Raw genomic sequence first — 16,574 nt, 5'->3', positions numbered from 1 at the left:
CTCACACGGTAGAGGGGTTTGCGTGAGGCCATCTGCCAATTGCGCCGGTGTGTCGCACGATCTGGCTGATATTTCGAGCTTTTTTTGTGACCGATCCGATCAGCAGGCCGCACGAGTCGTGAATTCAATGTCCCGAGACGGTCATGCACCGATCATTTTCGAACACCTATTCCATTTTCTGGCCAAGGCGCCGGACCGGCTTCCCGGCTATGCGGGATTGTCGTGCGGCGTACTCCTGGAGCGTGCCCGCTGCCAGCGTCGGAGCAAACCGTCGGGCACCTCTTCCGCGGTGAGCGCGAACACGAGATGGTCGCGCCAGGCGCCGTCGATGTGGAGATAACGCGGCCGCAGTCCCTCCTCGCGGAATCCGAGTTTCTCGACGACCCGACGGCTGGGCCCGTTCTCGGGGCGAATGCAGACCTCGATGCGGTGCAGGCCGACCGTGCGGAAACAGTGGTCCACGACAAGCGCCACAGCGGTCGGCATCACTCCGCGCCCGGCCACCGACTGGTCCACCCAGTAGCCGACATGGCCCGAGCACATCGAGCCCCAGGTGATTCCGGCGACCGTCAACTGCCCGACCAGCTGCCCCCGGTACTCGATGACGAACGGCAGCATCCGCCCCGCGTTCGCCTCGGCCCTGAGGTGGCGGACCATCTGACGGTAGGTCGGACGGTGCGCGATCGGCCCGCTCGGGGTGGGCGGCGGAATGGTCGCCTCCCAGGGGCGCAGCCAGTCCCGGTTGCGCCGGTTGACCTCACGCCACAGCCGCTGGTCACGCATTCTTATCGGCCTCAGGACGACATCGCCGTCCGCCAGTACGACGGGCCAGGATGGGCTGTTCAGCTCGCACCCCCACTGCCGTGGCCGGGTCTCGGGTGGTCGCCGCCGCGGATCTGGTCGACGGCGTGCATCAACAGGGGCTCCAGAACGGCCAGTCCGTCCTTCACCCCGCCACTGGAACCCGGCAGGTTGACGATCAGGGTGCGTCCCGCCACCCCGGCCAGGCCCCGGGAGAGCGCGGCGGTCGGCACCTTCTCCCGCCCGAACGCCCGGATGGCCTCCGCGATGCCCGGCACCTCGTAGGCGATCACCGCGCGGGTGGCCTCGGGGGTGCGGTCGGTGGGCGAGATGCCGGTGCCGCCGGTGGTGACGACGACGTCGTATCCGGCCTCGACGCCGGCGCGCAGGGCGGCCTCCACGGGGTCACCGTCGGGCACGACCTGCGGGCCGTCGACGGCGAAGCCGAAGCCCTTGAGGCCATCGGCGATCAGCGGGCCGCCCTTGTCCTCGTAGACCCCGGCGGCGGCCCGGTTGGAGGCGGTGACGACCAGGGCGCTGTAGGGCGCGAGGAGCGCGCCGCCGATCGACCCGTCGGCCGTCATGCCCGGCTCCAGTCGCCCGACTTGCCGCCCGTCTTCTCCTCCACCCGCACGTCCGTGATGACCGCTCCCTTGTCGACCGCCTTGACCATGTCGATCACGGTGAGCGCGGCGACGGACACCGCGGTGAGGGCCTCCATCTCGACGCCCGTGCGGTCCGTCGTCTTCACGGTGGCCAGGATCTCCACGGCGTCGTCCGCGACCGACACGTCCAGTTTCACACCGGACACCGACAACGGGTGGCACAGCGGGATCAGATCCGGCGTGCGTTTGGCGCCCATGATGCCCGCGATCCGCGCGGTGGCCAGCGCGTCGCCCTTGGGGACGCCCTCCCCGCGCAGCAGCTCGATCACTCGGGGCGACACGAGAACACGTCCACTGGCACGCGCGGTGCGTGCCGTGACGTCCTTGCCGGAGACATCGACCATGCGGGCGGCCCCCGCTTCGTCGATGTGCGTCAGTCGGTCCTGCGTACTCATGGTTGTGCGGCGCTCCCGGTCCGGCCTGTTGTGCGCGACACGGTACCGCCAACCAGGGGTGCTCAGCCGAGCTGGACCACTTCGACCTCGGTCCCGGGCTCGACGGACTCCACGTCCTCCGGGACGACGATCAGCGCGTTGGCCTGCGCGAGGGCGGCCACCAGATGGGAGCCGGCGCCGCCGACCGGGCCGACCGAGCCGTCGGCGTAGGCACCGCGCAGGAACTGCCGGCGTCCCTTGGGCGAGGTCAGCGCCTTGTCCGCGGTCAGGGTCGCCCTGGTCCGCGGCCGGTGGACGTCGTCGAGGCCCATGAGGGTGCGGATCGCGGGGCGGACGAACAGTTCGAAGGAGACGTACGACGACACCGGGTTGCCCGGCAGGGCCAGCAGCGGGGTGTGGTCGGGGCCGATGGAGCCGAAGCCCTGCGGCTTGCCGGGCTGCATGGCGAGCTTGCGGAAGTCGACGCCGCTGCCGGGCTCGTCCTCGTCGCCGACGGAGGAGAGCGCCTCCTTGACGACGTCGTAGGCCCCGACGCTCACGCCGCCCGTGGTGACCACGAGGTCGGCGCGGACGAGCTGGTCCTCGATGGTGGAGCGCAGGGTCTCGGCGTCGTCGGCGACGGCGCCCACGCGGTAGGCGATGGCGCCGGCGTCCCGGGCGGCCGCGGTGAGGGCGAAGCTGTTGGAGTCGTAGATCTGGCCGGTGCCCAGGCTCTCGTCGGGCTGGACGAGTTCGCTGCCGGTGGACATGACGACCACGCGCGGGCGCGGGCGCACGCGGACGGTGCCGCGGCCGATGGCGGCGAGCAGGGCGATCTGCGGGGGGCCGAGGACGGTGCCGGCGTCCAGGGCGCGGTCGCCGGCCCGCACGTCGCTGCCCTCGGCGCGCACGTGCGCGCGTGCCTCGGCGGGCCGGTACACGTGCACCTGTCCCTCGGCGCCCTCGGGGGCGAGACTGCGGGCACGCATCCCGGTCACCGGGCCCTCGCCGAGGCCTCCGTCGGTCCACTCGACGGGGACGACGGTCTCGGCGCCGGGCGGCAGCGGGGCGCCGGTCATGATGCGGGCGGCCTGCCCGGGACCGACCTGCAGCAACTCCGCCTCGCCCGCCGCGACGTCCCCGACGACGTCCAGGACGGCCGGGAACTCCTCGCTCGCGCCCGCCACGTCCGCGACCCGCACCGCGTACCCGTCCATGGAGCTGTTGTCGAACGGCGGCAGGGACACCGGGACCGTGACGTCCTCGACCAGGACGCAGCCCTGGGCGTCGAGCAGCTGCAGCTCGATGGGTTCGAGGGGGCGGACGGTCGCGAGGATGTCCTCCAGGTGTTCGTCCACCGACCAGAGGTGGTCCTGGTCGGTGGGGCGGCTCGCGGCGCTGCTCAACTCGCTACATCTCCTCGGCTACGAAACTGCGAAGCCAGGTCCGGAAGTCCGGGCCCAGGTCTTCACGTTCGCACGCGAGTCTGACAATGGCACGCAGATAGTCGCCGCGGTCCCCGGTGTCATAGCGGCGGCCCTTGAAGACGACGCCGTGCACCGGGCCGCCGACCTTCTCGTCCTGTGCGAGCTGCTGGAGGGCGTCGGTGAGCTGGATCTCGTTGCCCCGGCCCGGCTCGGTCGTGCGGAGTATGTCGAAGATGTGCGGGTCGAGAACGTACCGGCCGATGACCGCGTAGTTCGACGGGGCGTCGGACGCCTCCGGCTTCTCGACCAGGCCGCCCACCCGGACGACGTCGCTGTCCTCGGTCTCCTCGACGACGGCACAGCCGTAGAGGTGGATCTGCTCGGGCGCGACCTCCATCAGCGCGATGACGCTGCCGCCGTACTGCTCCTGCACCTCGATCATCCGCTTGAGCAGGGGGTCGCGGGCGTCGATCAGGTCGTCGCCGAGGAGGACGGCGAAAGGCTCGTGGCCCACGTGGGGGGCCGCGCACAGGACGGCGTGGCCGAGGCCGCGGGGGTCGCCCTGGCGCACGTAGTGCATCGTGGCGAGGTCGCTGGACTCCTGGACCTTGGCGAGCCGGCCGGCGTCGCCCTTCTTCTGGAGGGCGGACTCGAGCTCGTAGTTGCGGTCGAAGTGGTCCTCCAGGGGGCGCTTGTTGCGTCCCGTGATCATGAGGACGTCATCGAGGCCCGCCGAGACGGCCTCCTCGACCACGTACTGGATCGCGGGCTTGTCGACCACCGGCAGCATCTCCTTGGGAGTGGCCTTGGTCGCCGGCAGGAAGCGGGTGCCGAGCCCTGCTGCCGGAATGACAGCCTTGCTGATCCGGGGGTGCGACTGAGTCATGTTCGCCACCCTATCCGGTGCCTTTGCCTGGAATCTGGGGCTCCGGTTAATAAGCTCTTATATGAGCGTATTGGAAGGGTATGGGTGCAGACCTTGAGTCACATCGGACGTCCCACCGAGCCTGACAAGCGAACGTTGCGGCAAGAATACCTAGCAGTGAGGAACAGGTTGACGGCCGATGACGTGCGAGAAGCGGCGGCCGCACTGGCCGATCGGGCCCTTGAGCTGCCCGAACTGGCGCGTGCGCGCACGGTGGCGGCGTACGTCTCGGTGGGGAGCGAACCAGGCACGCTCACGCTCCTTGACGCGCTGCGCGAGCGGGGCGTGCGTGTTCTCCTCCCGGCGCTTCTGCCGGACAACGATCTGGACTGGGGCGCCTACACCGGCGAGGGCTCCGTCGCGCGCGTCCAGCACGGCGGGAAGATGGCCCTCTTCGAGCCCTCCGGCGAGCGGCTGGGCCCGGACGCCGTGACCAGCGCCGACGTGGTGCTGCTGCCCGGCCTGGCGGTGGACGGGCGCGGGCTGCGCCTGGGGCGCGGCGGGGGGTCGTACGACCGGGTGCTCGCGCGCCTGGAGCGCGCGGGCGCACGACCGGCGCTGGTGGTACTCCTGTACGACTCCGAGGTCGTCGCGCATGTCCCGGAGGAGGCGCATGACCGGCTGGTGCACGCGGTGGTGACGCCGTCGGGCGTGCGCCGCTTCCGTAGCGGGGCATGAACGTCCAGGGGGCGCACGGGATGGCGTGCGCCCCTCGGCCACGTGCCGCCCCCGTGCCGCCGCGCAGTGCCCGGCGTGCGAAGAAGGGGCCCGCCACACGCGCGTGTGACGGGCCCCTTCTTCGCACTACCGCCGGAGGCTCACGGCTTCAGCACCAGTGTGTCGGTCGTGCTCTTGTCGACGGCGTCGTCCGAGAACGACCAGTCCAGCAGCTCGCCCTTGGCCCATTTGCCGGTCTGGTCGGTGTAGTGCGCGCTGTAGGCGTGCCCGGAGGCGCCGGTGAGGTTGATCCACTTCGACTTGTCGAGGTCGCCGAGGTTGACCACCATGCGCATCGACGGCACCCAGACGACGCCGTAGCCGCCCGCGGCGTTCCAGCCGGTCGCGTTGACCGTCGCCTCGCCGCCGCTGAGCTTCCAGGGGCCGCGGTTGAGCAGGTACTTCACGATGCCGGGGCCATCGGTGCCCAGGGTCTGGTTCTTCAGGAACAGGCGGTGCAGCCGGCCCCAGCTCCAGGTGTCGATGTCCTTGCCGAGCTTGGCGGTCAGCTCCCAGCGGGCGTCGATCATGGCGCGCTCGAACAGCTCGTCGCGGTTGTCGGCCTTGGGGCGGTCACCGACGCCCTTCGGGGTCTTCCACCAGTCGCTGTTCTCGTCGTCCATGAGGTTGCGCACGACCTCGAACCAGCGGTCGCCGCCGTCCGGCTGTGCCTGGTCGGCGTCACGCTGGCCGCACTCGCGGACCTTGTCCGCCTCGTCCGCGGGCCCGGTGGTGTTGATGGGGTCGACCCACAGGCACTGGCCCTTGACCCGCAGCTCCTTGGGCAGCTTGTTGCCGAAGGCGAGCTTGAGGATGTTGCGCCAGACCGCGTTGAAGTAGGCGGCCGCCGCCGAGTCGGCGTCCTGGGTGTAGTCCCAGCCCTCCAGCAGCTCCTGCGCCTGACGGACGTCCTTGTCCTTGAGGTCGATCTTCAGGAGCTTGGGCACGAGCAGCTTGGCGATCTCGCTGCTGTTGTCGAGCTGCATCTGGCGCATGTCGTCGGTGGAGACCTTGCCGCCGCCCTTGATCTTCTGCTCGATCAGATCGGTGATGCGCCGGCTGCGGGTGCCGTAGCCCCAGTCCGTGGTGAGCGTGTAGGGGTACTTGTCCTTGTCGATCACGGCCTGGTTGGCGGTGACGATGTAGCCGCGCGACGGGTTGTACTCGTAGGGCAGCTCGTCCTGCTCGATGTACTTGCCGGTCCAGGCGTACTTGGGGTCCCAGCCAGGCGCCGGGATCGCGCCGGTGTCGCCCTTCGCGCGGATCGGGATGCGGCCGGGCAGCGTGTAACCGATGTTCTCGGAGTCGGCGTAGACGAGATTCTGCGAGGGCACGTCGAACAGGGCCGCCGCCGCGCGGAAATCGCTCCAGTTCGACGCCTTGTCCATCGCGAACACGGCGTCCATGGAAGTGCCGGGGTCGAGCGCGGTCCAGCGCAGGGCGACGCCGTAGCCGTCGCCGCGGTCGGGGGCCGCGTTGTCGACGGTGGCCTTCTTGCCGACCTTCACGAGTTCGTCGTAGCGGTCGGAGAGCAGGGGGCCGTTGTTCGTCTCACGGACGACGATCTTCTTGGACTCACCGCCGGCGACCTTGATGGTCTCCTCGCGCGTGGTGAAGGGCTTGGTCTCGCCGTCGTAGAGGTAGCCGTCGCCGGAGAGCTTCTCCAGGTAGAGGTCGGTGACGTCGACGCCGGAGTTCGTCATGCCCCAGGCGATCTTCGCGTTGTGGCCGACGACCACGCCGGGCATGCCCGCGAAGGTGTAGCCGGAGACGTCGTACTGGCACGTGCTGGAGACGGTCCGGCAGTGCAGGCCCATCTGGTACCACACGGACGGCAGGGAGGCCGACAGGTGCGGGTCGTTGGCCAGCAGCGGCTTGCCGGTGATGGTGTGCGAGCCGTCGACGACCCAGGAGTTGGAGCCGATGCCCTGGCCGTTGACGCCGACGGCCGTGGGGACGTCGTCCAGGACGTTGTAGAGGCCCGAGAGCTGGCTCTGGAGCGCCGAGGCGGTCGAGGAGGAGGTCGACGACGCGGTGGAGGCCGACGACGTGCCCGTAGTGCCGCTCGTGGACGTTCCGGAGCCGCTCGAGGAAGTGCCGGTGCCGGTCGTCCCGCTGTTCTCCGTGCTGCCGTTCTGCTCGAACGTCTGGGTCAGCTCGTTGTACTGACCCTCCTGGACGATCGTCTGGTTCCGGCTGTACGGGTAGTCGGGGTACAGGTCGGCGACCTGCTTCGGGCCGAGGCGGCTCGTCATCAGGGCGCGGTCTATCTCGTCCTGCATGTTGCCGCGCAGGTCCCAGGCCATGGCCTTCAGCCACGCGACCGAGTCGACCGGGGTCCACTCCGCGGGCTTGTAGTCGTTCTTGAAGCCGAGCGCCGCGTACTCCAGGGAGATGTCCTTGCCGCTCTTGCCCCGGAGGTAGGCGTTGACTCCCTTGGCGTAGGCCTGGAGGTACTTCTTGGTGGAGGCCGACAGCTTGGTGTCGTACTCCTTCTTCGCGACCCGGTCCCAGCCCAGGGTGCGCAGGAACTCGTCGTCGTCGACCTGACCCTTGCCGAACATCTCCGACAGGCGCCCGGAGGTCATGTGGCGGCGCACGTCCATCTCGTAGAAGCGGTCCTGCGCCTGGACGTAGCCCTGCGCCATGAACAGGTCCGCGTCCGAGGAGGCGTAGATCTGCGGGATGCCGTAGCTGTCGCGCTTGACGTCCACGGGGCCCGACAGGCCTTCGAGCTCGATCGAGCCCTTGGTCTGCGGGAAGGAGGCGCGAACGGTGCTCACCGACCAGTACCCGCCGTAGGCGACGCCGCCGATGACGGCCAGGACGAGGACGAGAACGATCAGACGGGCTCTTCGCCCCTTCTTCCTGCCGGACTTGCCGGGCTGCTGACCCGATGAGGCGGTGGTGGTGGGGGGCATCGCTGTCCTTGCTGTCCTAACGCGAGCGGCAGGGCGGGCTGGCTGTGCTGTTGACGGGGAGCCTGCGTCACATCCCCGGCCGCCAGACGCCGCGCGCCCGGCCGGGGATGTGACGCAGGCTCTGCGCGCTGGAGCAACCATAGGCGCAGGGCCCAGGCGGACTTGACGCGGAGTGGGGAACCAGCGCGGACGAGCGTTCGATCTCACCTCGCGGAGCGTCAAGAAATCGTCAAGAGTTAGGTAAGGTAACGAAGTACTTGGATGCGGAGTCCCACCACTTCGTGTCCTATGTACGTGAGCTCACGCGCGCGTGATGCGGGTGAGCCAGGGAAGGGAACGGCCGCTGACTGTCCACCACCTCAACCAGCTCCTCCTCGTCTGCTCGCTCGTCCTGCTCGTCGCCGTGGCAGCGGTCCGGATCTCCTCGCGCAGCGGGCTCCCCAGCCTGCTCGTGTACCTGGGGATCGGGATCGCCATGGGCCAGGACGGCATCGGCGACATCCACTTCGACAACGCCGAACTGACCCAGGTCATCGGGTACGCGGCCCTGGTCGTGATCCTGGCCGAGGGTGGCCTCGGCACGAAGTGGAAGGAGATCAAGCCGGTCCTGCCGGCCGCCACCGCGCTGGCGCTGGGCGGGGTCGCGGTGAGCGTCGGGGTCACGGCGACGGCCGCGCACTATCTGATCGGCCTCGAGTGGCGTCAGGCGCTCATCGTCGGGGCGGTCGTCTCCTCGACGGACGCGGCGGCGGTCTTCTCGGTGCTGCGCAAGATCCCGCTCCCCACGCGCGTGACGGGCACGCTGGAGGCCGAGTCCGGCTTCAACGACGCCCCGGTGGTCATCCTGGTGGTCGCCTTCTCCCAGGTGGGCCCGGTCGAGCACTGGTACACGCTGATCGGCGAGATAACCCTGGAGCTGGCCATCGGAGCGGCCATCGGCATCGCGGTGGGCTGGCTGGGCTCCTGGGGCCTCAGGCACGTCGCTCTGCCCGCCTCCGGCCTCTATCCGATCGCGGTCATGGCGATCGCCGTCACCGCGTACGCGGCGGGCGCGCTGGCACACGGCAGCGGCTTCCTCGCCGTCTATCTCGCCTCCATGGCGATGGGCAACGCCAAGCTGCCGCACTGGCCCGCCACCCGCGGCTTCGCCGACGGGCTCGGCTGGATCGCCCAGATCGGCATGTTCGTCCTGCTGGGCCTGCTGGTCACCCCGCACGAGCTGGGCGACGACGTACTGCCCGGACTCGTCATCGGGCTGGTGCTGACCATGGTGGCGCGACCCCTGAGCGTCGTGCTGTGCCTGACGCCGTTCCGGGTGCCCTGGCAGGAGCAGACGCTCATGTCCTGGGCCGGACTGCGCGGCGCCGTGCCCATCATCCTGGCGACGATCCCGATGGTGAGCGGTGTCGAGGGCAGCCGTCGCATCTTCAACATCGTCTTCATCCTGGTCGTCGTATACACCCTCGTGCAGGGGCCGACGCTGCCCTGGCTGGCGCGCAAGCTGCGCCTGGGCGGGGACCCCGAGGCCGCCGACCTCGGCATCGAGTCGGCGCCCCTGGAGCGGCTGCGCGGGCACCTGCTGTCCGTCGCCATCCCCGAGGGGTCCCGGATGCACGGCGTCGAGGTCAACGAGCTGCGGCTGCCGGCCGGGGCCGCGGTCACCCTCGTCGTCCGCGAGGGAAAATCGTTCGTTCCGCTGCCCACCACGGTGCTGCGGCGCGGGGACGAACTGCTCGTCGTCGCCACCGACCCGGTCCGCGACGCCGCGGAACGGCGGCTGCGCGCGGTGGGCCACGGCGGCAAGCTGGCCGACTGGCTGGGTACGGACGGCGGTGGCGGCACACGTTAAGAGCGTGTTACGCACTCCCCTGTACGATGAGGTCGCACCCCTGATCGAACCAACTCTGCCTGACGCAGAGCTGGCGCGACCGTATGGCGGCCGAGACGTCCCTGAGCAGTCGGATTCGGCATCTACCGCAGTCCGCGCAAGAGGACAGCTCTCGGCGCCGCCCCTTCGGAAGGGGAGCCGCGCTACCAGGCGGCAGAAAGGCACGGGCCGTGGCATCCACGGTCACCTCCTCCCGCCCGGGATACGGGCAGCTGCTGCGTACCCGCGGCGCCTGGACGTTCCTGCTCCCCGGCTTCGCGGCGCGCCAGCCGTTCGCGATGCTCACCCTTTCCCTCGTGCTGCTCGTGCAGCACACCACCGGCTCGTACGGAGCGGCGGGCGCCGTCGCGGCCGTCACCGGTGTCGCCATGGCGCTGTTCGCGCCCTACAGCGGCCGTCTCGCTGACCGCTGGGGCCAGCGCGCCGTGCTGATCCCCGGCGTGCTGGTGCACACCGTTGCGGGCCTGTCCCTGACGGCCCTCGCCCTGGCGCACGCGCCCCTGTGGGCGTTGTTCGCGGCCGCCGTGCCCACCGGTGCCTCGGTGCCGCAGATCGGGCCCATGGTGCGCGCCCGCTGGGGCGTGAAGCTTCAGGGCTCGCCCCTGATGACCACGGCGGCGGCCTTCGAGTCCGTCACGGACGAGCTGACCTTCGTCTTCGGCCCGCTCCTCGCCACCGCCCTGTGCACCGCCGTGCACCCGGCCGCGGGCCTGCTGACGGAGGCGTCCCTCACACTGCTCGGCGGCCTGCTGTTCGCCGCACAGAAGAGCACGCAGCCGTCGGTCACGGCCGTCGACGGCCACGCACGCGTGGAGCACGCCTCGGCACTGCGCATCCCCGGGGTGCGGGTCCTGATCGTGACATTCCTGGGCATCGGTGCCGTCTTCGGCGGCATGCAGGTCTCGCTGGCCGCGTTCAGCGAGTCGATCGGCGAACCCGGCCTGAACGGTGTCCTGTACGGCGTCTTCGCCGCGGGCAACATGCTCTCGGGCCTGGTCTGTGGCGCCATCGCCTGGAAGGTGGCCCCCCAGCGGCGCTTGATCGTCGGATACGGCGCCCTCGCACTGACGGCCTCCGGCCTGTGGGCCGCGCACTCGGTGCTCGTCCTGGCGGGCCTCGGCCTCCTGGTCGGCATGTGCATCGCGCCCACCCTGATCACCGGCTACACCCTGGTCGAGAGCCTGGTCCCCGCAGGCGCCCGCACCGAGGCCTTCACCTGGCTGACCGGCGCGGTGGCGCTCGGCCAGGCGGCCGCCGTCACGATCGCCGGACAGCTGGAGGACCGCTTCCGGGACGGCGCCGGGTTCCTGGTGCCGATGGGCGGCACGCTGCTCGCCCTGGCGACTCTGCTGGCGCTGCGTTCACACCTCGTGGCGCGGCCCCGCGGCCGGACCGTCGCACGTGGCATCGGTCACCGAGTGCCGATGGCAGTGGACTGATTCCCGGGAATACGTCACTATGGACCATCGTTAGCACTCACTGAGTGAGAGTGCCAGGAGGAAGACAGTGCCCACCTATCAGTACCAGTGCACCGAGTGCGGCGAGGGCCTCGAGGCGGTGCAGAAGTTCACCGACGACGCTCTGACCGAGTGCCCCAACTGCCAGGGTCGCCTCAAGAAGGTGTTCTCCGCGGTCGGCATCGTCTTCAAGGGCTCCGGCTTCTACCGCAACGACAGCCGCGGCTCCTCGTCGAGCAGCTCCCCGGCGTCGTCGTCCTCGAAGCCGTCGACGTCCACCTCGTCGTCGTCCGAGTCGTCCTCGTCTTCTTCCTCGTCCTCCTCGGACTCGAAGTCGTCGAGCTCGGGCACCTCGTCCAGCAGCAGCTCCGCCGCGTAGGTCTCACTTCCGGGACCCTGCCGTCGTACGACGGCGGGGTCTTCGGCGTTTCCCGGGCCCGGCCGCCGCGGGTTTCCGGGGCCGGATACTGTGCTGGTCATGGTGAACGCAGAGATCGGCGTAATCGGCGGCTCCGGCTTCTACTCGTTCCTCGACGACGTGACCGAGGTCCAGGTGGACACCCCCTACGGTCCGCCCAGCGACTCCCTCTTCCTCGGCGAGGTCGCCGGCCGACGGGTCGCCTTCCTGCCCCGGCACGGGCGCGGCCACCATCTGCCGCCGCACCGGATCAACTACCGGGCCAATCTGTGGGCCCTCAGGTCGGTGGGGGCACGGCAGGTCCTCGGCCCGTGCGCCGTGGGCGGGCTGCGCCCCGAGTACGGCCCGGGCACGCTGCTCGTGCCGGACCAGCTGGTCGACCGTACGAAGTCCCGGGCGGGAACGTACTTCGACGGGCTGCCGCTGCCGGACGGCGGTGTGCCGAACGTGGTGCACGTGTCGCTGGCCGACCCGTACTGCCCCGTCGGGCGGGCGGCCGCGCTGAAGGCGGCCCGTGGGCGTGACTGGGAGGCGGTGGACGGCGGCACGCTCGTCGTGATCGAGGGGCCGCGGTTCTCGACGCGCTCCGAGTCGGTGTGGCACCAGGCCCAGGGCTGGTCGGTGGTGGGCATGACCGGCCACCCCGAGGCGGCGCTCGCGCGTGAACTGGAGCTCTGCTACACGTCGTTGACCCTGGTCACCGATCTCGACGCGGGCGCCGAGACCGGCGAGGGCGTCTCGCACGACGAGGTGCTGCGGGTGTTCGCGGCGAACGTGGACCGGCTGCGGGGCGTGCTGTTCGACGCGGTGGCGGCGCTGCCTCCGAACGTGGAGCGGGACTGCCTGTGCGTGAACGCGCTGGGCGGCATGAATCCTGGGTTCGAACTTCCCTGAGCCCGAACTTCCCTGAGCCCGAACTTCCCTGAGTCCGAACTTCCCTGGCGGGGACGGAAGTTCTCGTTCGGGTGAGCGAGTTTTCCACAACCGGCCGGTAGTCCACCGGCCTCGGCGGGATCCGGCGCGAAGCCTCATCGTGGCAGCGCAAGCCGATGTCTCGTCACTGGTGGTGGTCCTCATGTCCTTCGCTCCGTCTCCCTCTCCCCTCGTGCCCCTCCCGCTGGGTACCGACGCTCCCCCGACCTGCGAGGTCCCGCATTTCGCGCCGGTGCGGGTGCGCGGCGGGCGCCGGCAACTACAACGGTTCGTACGGCACCGCGGACGGCCCCTGGCCCTCGGCCTCGCCGTCACCGCGGCCGCGTTGGTGGCGGCGGGCCCGGGGGGCGACGACGGGGCGCGGGGTCATCCGGTAACCGAGCCGGTACGCCGGCACCGTGCCGTGGAGACGGTGTCGGCGCCGGTGCGGATCGCCGACGGTGCGACGGTCCGGCTGCTGCGCCCCGGGGATCGGGTCGACGTCATCGCCGCGGAGGAGTCGGCGCTGGGTGGGGATGCCCGGGTGGTCGCGCGGGGGGCGCGGGTGGCGAAGGTGCCGGAGCCGCTGGACGGTGTGACCGAGGGCGGGGCACTGGTCGTGCTCTCGGTGCCGCGGTCGACGGCGGCACGCCTCGCGGGCGCGAGCGCGACGGCACGGTTGGCGGTGACGCTGTGTTGAGCAGTGCAGTCCGTCCGTTGCGGGAGTTCCTGTCAAGGGCCCCCTTCGAGCGACCCCATTGGACAGGGTCACCTCGCGTTGACGTAGGTTGCGGAGCTGTTTGTTCCACAACCTGTGCGTGCGAGAAGAGGCCTCTAGGTGAGCGAGAAGAAGCCGAGCGTCCTGGAGGGCTTCAAGGCCTTTCTGATGCGCGGGAACGTCGTCGATCTGGCTGTCGCGGTGGTCATCGGCGCGGCCTTCACCAACATCGTCAACTCGGTGGTGAAGGGCATCATCAACCCGCTGGTCGGAGCGATCGGCACCAAGAACCTCGACAGTTACAGTTCGTGTCTCCAGGCCCCGTGCAAGGTCGCGGCGGACGGCACCGTGCTGCGCGGCATCCCGATCAGGTGGGGTTCCGTTCTCGGCGCCACGCTCAGCTTCGTGATCACCGCGGCCGTCGTCTACTTCCTGATGGTCCTGCCGATGTCGAAGTACCTGGCTCGGATGGAGGCCCGGCGGAAGGCGAAGGAGGGCACGCACGAGGTCATCGAGGTGACCGAGCTGGAGGTCCTCAAGGAGATCCGCGACGCCCTGGTCGCGCAGCGGGGCTCGGGCCACGACGGGCGCTAGCGAGCCGGGCCGTGCGCCTCGCTCAGAGGTGGTGGGGCGGCTTCTCGTCGAGGAAACGCTTCAGGTCGGCCGCGCCGTCGCTGTCGGCGCGCGGCCGGTCGCCCCAGCCTCGGTCGGTGTCGTCCGGGGACTGCTGGTCCAGCGGATCGTCGAAGACCAGCGCGGGCTTCGGCTCGGAGGGCGCGGGGTCGGGGGCGGTGCTCACTGGTCCAGGGTACGGCAGCGGTCCCGACGGCTCGTATGCCGCGGATCCCTCACCCGGGCGCCCCGTGAACGGGCGCGAGGGAATTTCCGGTCGGCATCTGGTGTGCTTGGGCCATGACGTCCAGTCCGACGCGCAGTCCACTGCGCAGACTCACCGCCCGTGGCCGGGACGAGGCCCACAGGGTCGCCTCGCCGCTGGAGCTCTTCTTCGACCTGTGCTTCGTCGTGGCCATCGCCCAGGCGGGGGTGGCCCTCGTGCACGCCATCGCCGAGGGCCACGCCGGCGAGGGAGTCCTCGACTACGCGATGGTCTTCTTCGCCATCTGGTGGGCGTGGATGAACTTCACGTGGTTCGCCTCGGCGTACGACAACGACGACGCGCTCTACCGGGTCGTCACCCTGGTGCAGATCGCCGGTGTTCTGGTGCTGGCGGCCGGGGTGTCCCGGGCGTTCGACGACCACGAGTTCCTGGCCGTGTTGCTGGGCTATGTGATCATGCGGCTGGCGCTGATCACGCAGTGGCTGCGGGTGGCGCGTTCGAGCCAGGGCGCGGAACGGACGATGGCCCTGCGGTACGCGTTCGGCGTGCTGCTGTGCCAGGTCGGCTGGCTGGGGCTGCTGGTGCTGCCCGAGGGCGGACGGGCCTGGGTCTTCCTGGTGATGGCGGTGCTGGAGATGTGCGTGCCGCCCTTCGCCGAGAGGGACCATCCGACGTCGTGGCATCCGCACCACATCGCGGAACGGTACGGGCTGTTCACGATCATCGTGCTCGGCGAGACGATCGCCGCCGCCACGGTCGCCGTGAAGGCCGGCATCGACGAGAACGACGCGCTGGACGAGCTGCTGCCGATCGCCATGGGCGGACTGCTGATCATCTTCGCCGCCTGGTGGATCTACTTCGTGGTGCCCATCCATGGCCATCTGCGCTCCAGCAAGCAGGCGTTCCTGTGGGGATACGGCCACTACCTGGTGTTCACCTCGGCTGCCGCGATCGGGGCGGGCCTGGAGGTGGTCGTGGAACAGGCCGTCGGCAAGGCCCACATCTCGACACTGGCCGCGTCGTCCGCGGTGACCCTGCCGACCGCCCTCTATCTGCTGACCGTCTGGGGCCTGCACGCGCGGTATTTCAAGGTGGGCATCGTGCAGCAACTGGTGCTGCCGGTCACGGCGTTGCTGGTGATCTGCTGCACCTTCCTGGGTGACTGGGCGGTGCCGGCTGCGGGCATCGTGGCGGCGCTGGCGGTGGTGACCGGGACGACGTTGACCGCCCGTATGGCGGCCCGGACGCGCGGGGAGCCGGTTCGGGCGACGTGACCTCGTCCGGCCGGTCCGCGGGGATGTCGGACCGCCGGTTCTGAGGAGTGCGGCGGGGCTGGACGAGACTGGTTCCATGACAGTTGACGCTCTGACGGATGTCGCCGGGATACGCGTGGGGCACGCGACGCGCACCGGCGACGGTTGGCTCACCGGCACCACCGTCGTGCTCGCCCCGGAGGGCGGGGCCGTCGCCGCGGTGGACGTACGCGGTGGAGGTCCCGGCACCAAGGAGACCGACGCGCTCGATCCGCGCAACCTGGTGCAGAAGGTCGAGGCGATCGTGCTGACCGGGGGCAGCGCGTACGGGCTCGACGCGGCCTCCGGGGTGATGGCCTGGCTGGAGGAGCAGGGGCGGGGGGTGCGGGTGGGGCCGGATCCCTCGCATGTGGTGCCGGTCGTGCCAGCGGCGTGTGTCTTCGACCTGGGGCGCGGCGGTGACTTCCGGGCCCGGCCGGACGCGGCGACCGGGCGGGCCGCCGTCGAGGCCGCCGCGGCGAGTGCCTTCGGTGCGGAGGTGCCGGAGGGGTGCGTGGGGGCGGGGACGGGGGCCGCGGTCGGGGCGATGAAGGGCGGGGTCGGGACGGCGAGCATTGCCCTCCCCTCGGGGATCACCGTGGCGGCGTTGGTGGTGGCCAATGCGGTGGGGGCGGTGTCCGATCCGGAGACGGGGGTTCTGTATGGGGAGTTGTTCGACGGGCGGGTGCGGTATCCGGAGGAGCGGGTGCACGACGCCGCGCGCCGGCGGCTCGCCGAGACCGCGTCGAAGAATGCGCCGCCGCCTCTGAACACCACGCTCGCGGTGGTGGCCACCGACGCGGAACTGTCGAAGGCGCAGGCCCAGAAGGTGGCCGGGACCGCGCACGACGGCATCGCGCGTGCCGTGCGGCCGGTGCACCTGCTGCACGACGGCGACACGGTGTTCACCCTGGCCACGGGGGCGCGACCCCTCGACGCCGACGATCCCCTCGCACTCAACTCCGTGCTCGCCGCGGGTGCGGACGCGGTGACGCGGGCGATCGTACGGGCCGTGCGGGCGGCGGAGTCGGTGGAGGGGGCGGGTGGGGTGTGGCCGGCGTATGAGGACTTGTACGGGGGGCACGCCGTCGGGGGCTGAGGCGGATGCCTGCAGCGACCCGAACGGTCCATCGTGGCACGGGTCACCTCAACTCTCAGGGGCGCGGGGAACTGCGCGACCAGCCACAACGGACCCGCACCCGCCCGACAACCCGACCCGGC

The 16,574-nt window shown here is 70.4% G+C and carries 16 protein-coding genes; 9 read left to right on the top strand and 7 right to left on the bottom strand.

Features of this window, described 5'->3' with window-relative positions; all coding sequences use genetic code 11:
- Positions 1-207 precede the first annotated feature (207 nt).
- The 5 genes from OG841_RS26800 to galU form a co-directional block, all read right to left on the bottom strand.
- Positions 208-846, bottom strand: a complete 639-nt coding sequence (locus OG841_RS26800) for a GNAT family N-acetyltransferase (RefSeq protein WP_328643565.1) — start codon at positions 844-846, stop codon at positions 208-210.
- Positions 843-1,385 (bottom strand): MogA/MoaB family molybdenum cofactor biosynthesis protein, encoded by a 543-nt coding sequence (locus OG841_RS26795; RefSeq protein WP_328639161.1) that lies wholly within the window; start codon positions 1,383-1,385, stop codon positions 843-845. Before OG841_RS26795 ends, OG841_RS26800 begins: the two co-directional genes overlap by 4 nt.
- Positions 1,382-1,861, bottom strand: coding sequence for a cyclic pyranopterin monophosphate synthase MoaC (gene moaC, locus OG841_RS26790; RefSeq protein WP_328639162.1), 480 nt, complete (start codon positions 1,859-1,861; stop codon positions 1,382-1,384). The genes OG841_RS26795 and moaC overlap by 4 nt, the downstream gene beginning before the upstream one ends.
- A 62-nt stretch (positions 1,862-1,923) precedes the next feature.
- Positions 1,924-3,246, bottom strand: a complete 1,323-nt coding sequence (glp, locus tag OG841_RS26785; RefSeq protein ID WP_328639163.1) for a molybdotransferase-like divisome protein Glp — start codon at positions 3,244-3,246, stop codon at positions 1,924-1,926.
- Between the two features lie 4 nt (positions 3,247-3,250).
- Positions 3,251-4,153, bottom strand: a complete 903-nt coding sequence (gene galU, locus OG841_RS26780) for a UTP--glucose-1-phosphate uridylyltransferase GalU (RefSeq protein WP_328639164.1) — start codon at positions 4,151-4,153, stop codon at positions 3,251-3,253.
- Positions 4,154-4,321: 168 nt separating this feature from the next.
- Here galU and OG841_RS26775 point away from each other — a divergent pair, with 168 nt between their 5' ends.
- Positions 4,322-4,870, top strand: coding sequence for a 5-formyltetrahydrofolate cyclo-ligase (locus OG841_RS26775; protein ID WP_371566971.1), 549 nt, complete (start codon positions 4,322-4,324; stop codon positions 4,868-4,870).
- A gap of 140 nt (positions 4,871-5,010) precedes the next feature.
- Here OG841_RS26775 and OG841_RS26770 read toward each other — a convergent pair whose 3' ends face one another.
- The gene (locus tag OG841_RS26770) at positions 5,011-7,830 is read right to left on the bottom strand and encodes a penicillin acylase family protein (RefSeq protein WP_365118524.1); all 2,820 of its coding nucleotides are present in this window, start codon (positions 7,828-7,830) and stop codon (positions 5,011-5,013) included.
- A 313-nt stretch (positions 7,831-8,143) separates the two neighbouring features.
- On the opposite strand from OG841_RS26770, the gene OG841_RS26765 reads away from it, so the two are divergent.
- From OG841_RS26765 to mscL, 6 genes are all read left to right on the top strand, one after another.
- A complete protein-coding gene (locus OG841_RS26765; protein ID WP_365118523.1) occupies positions 8,144-9,679 on the top strand; it encodes a potassium/proton antiporter in 1,536 nt (511 codons plus the stop codon).
- Positions 9,680-9,888: 209 nt separating this feature from the next.
- Positions 9,889-11,157 (top strand): MFS transporter, encoded by a 1,269-nt coding sequence (locus OG841_RS26760; protein WP_328639168.1) that lies wholly within the window; start codon positions 9,889-9,891, stop codon positions 11,155-11,157.
- A 67-nt stretch (positions 11,158-11,224) separates the two neighbouring features.
- Positions 11,225-11,554 carry an FmdB family zinc ribbon protein gene (locus tag OG841_RS26755; protein WP_079072329.1) on the top strand — a complete coding sequence of 110 codons (330 nt, stop codon included), beginning with the start codon at positions 11,225-11,227 and terminating at the stop codon, positions 11,552-11,554.
- 99 nt (positions 11,555-11,653) lie between these two features.
- Positions 11,654-12,487 carry an S-methyl-5'-thioadenosine phosphorylase gene (locus tag OG841_RS26750; RefSeq protein WP_328639169.1) on the top strand — a complete coding sequence of 278 codons (834 nt, stop codon included), beginning with the start codon at positions 11,654-11,656 and terminating at the stop codon, positions 12,485-12,487.
- A gap of 181 nt (positions 12,488-12,668) precedes the next feature.
- Entirely contained in the window at positions 12,669-13,205 is a 537-nt protein-coding gene (locus OG841_RS26745) for a hypothetical protein (protein ID WP_371570836.1), read from the top strand.
- A 138-nt stretch (positions 13,206-13,343) separates the two neighbouring features.
- Positions 13,344-13,817, top strand: coding sequence for a large conductance mechanosensitive channel protein MscL (mscL, locus tag OG841_RS26740; RefSeq protein WP_328639170.1), 474 nt, complete (start codon positions 13,344-13,346; stop codon positions 13,815-13,817).
- Positions 13,818-13,839: 22 nt separating this feature from the next.
- Here mscL and OG841_RS26735 read toward each other — a convergent pair whose 3' ends face one another.
- The gene (locus OG841_RS26735) at positions 13,840-14,022 is read right to left on the bottom strand and encodes a hypothetical protein (RefSeq protein ID WP_328639171.1); all 183 of its coding nucleotides are present in this window, start codon (positions 14,020-14,022) and stop codon (positions 13,840-13,842) included.
- A 113-nt stretch (positions 14,023-14,135) separates the two neighbouring features.
- Here OG841_RS26735 and OG841_RS26730 point away from each other — a divergent pair, with 113 nt between their 5' ends.
- The gene (locus OG841_RS26730) at positions 14,136-15,335 is read left to right on the top strand and encodes a low temperature requirement protein A (RefSeq protein WP_328639172.1); all 1,200 of its coding nucleotides are present in this window, start codon (positions 14,136-14,138) and stop codon (positions 15,333-15,335) included.
- Positions 15,336-15,411: 76 nt separating this feature from the next.
- A complete protein-coding gene (locus tag OG841_RS26725; protein WP_371566970.1) occupies positions 15,412-16,452 on the top strand; it encodes a P1 family peptidase in 1,041 nt (346 codons plus the stop codon).
- Positions 16,453-16,574: the final 122 nt, after the last annotated feature.

Source organism: Streptomyces canus, assembly GCF_041435015.1.
Lineage (GTDB): Bacteria > Actinomycetota > Actinomycetes > Streptomycetales > Streptomycetaceae > Streptomyces > Streptomyces canus_G.
This window is presented reverse-complemented; position numbering and strand designations above follow the sequence as displayed.

What these genes read in the sequence shown, in the direction of transcription:
- OG841_RS26795 (WP_328639161.1), bottom strand. Translation starts at nt 1,385, where the DNA reads ATGACGGCCGACGGGTCGATCGGCGGCGCGCTCCTCGCGCCCTACAGC.
- moaC (WP_328639162.1), bottom strand. Translation starts at nt 1,861, where the DNA reads ATGAGTACGCAGGACCGACTGACGCACATCGACGAAGCGGGGGCCGCC.
- galU (WP_328639164.1), bottom strand. Translation starts at nt 4,153, where the DNA reads ATGACTCAGTCGCACCCCCGGATCAGCAAGGCTGTCATTCCGGCAGCA.
- OG841_RS26770 (WP_365118524.1), bottom strand. Translation starts at nt 7,830, where the DNA reads ATGCCCCCCACCACCACCGCCTCATCGGGTCAGCAGCCCGGCAAGTCC.
- OG841_RS26765 (WP_365118523.1), top strand. Translation starts at nt 8,144, where the DNA reads ATGCGGGTGAGCCAGGGAAGGGAACGGCCGCTGACTGTCCACCACCTC.
- OG841_RS26750 (WP_328639169.1), top strand. Translation starts at nt 11,654, where the DNA reads ATGGTGAACGCAGAGATCGGCGTAATCGGCGGCTCCGGCTTCTACTCG.
- OG841_RS26745 (WP_371570836.1), top strand. Translation starts at nt 12,669, where the DNA reads ATGTCCTTCGCTCCGTCTCCCTCTCCCCTCGTGCCCCTCCCGCTGGGT.
- OG841_RS26730 (WP_328639172.1), top strand. Translation starts at nt 14,136, where the DNA reads ATGACGTCCAGTCCGACGCGCAGTCCACTGCGCAGACTCACCGCCCGT.
- OG841_RS26725 (WP_371566970.1), top strand. Translation starts at nt 15,412, where the DNA reads ATGACAGTTGACGCTCTGACGGATGTCGCCGGGATACGCGTGGGGCAC.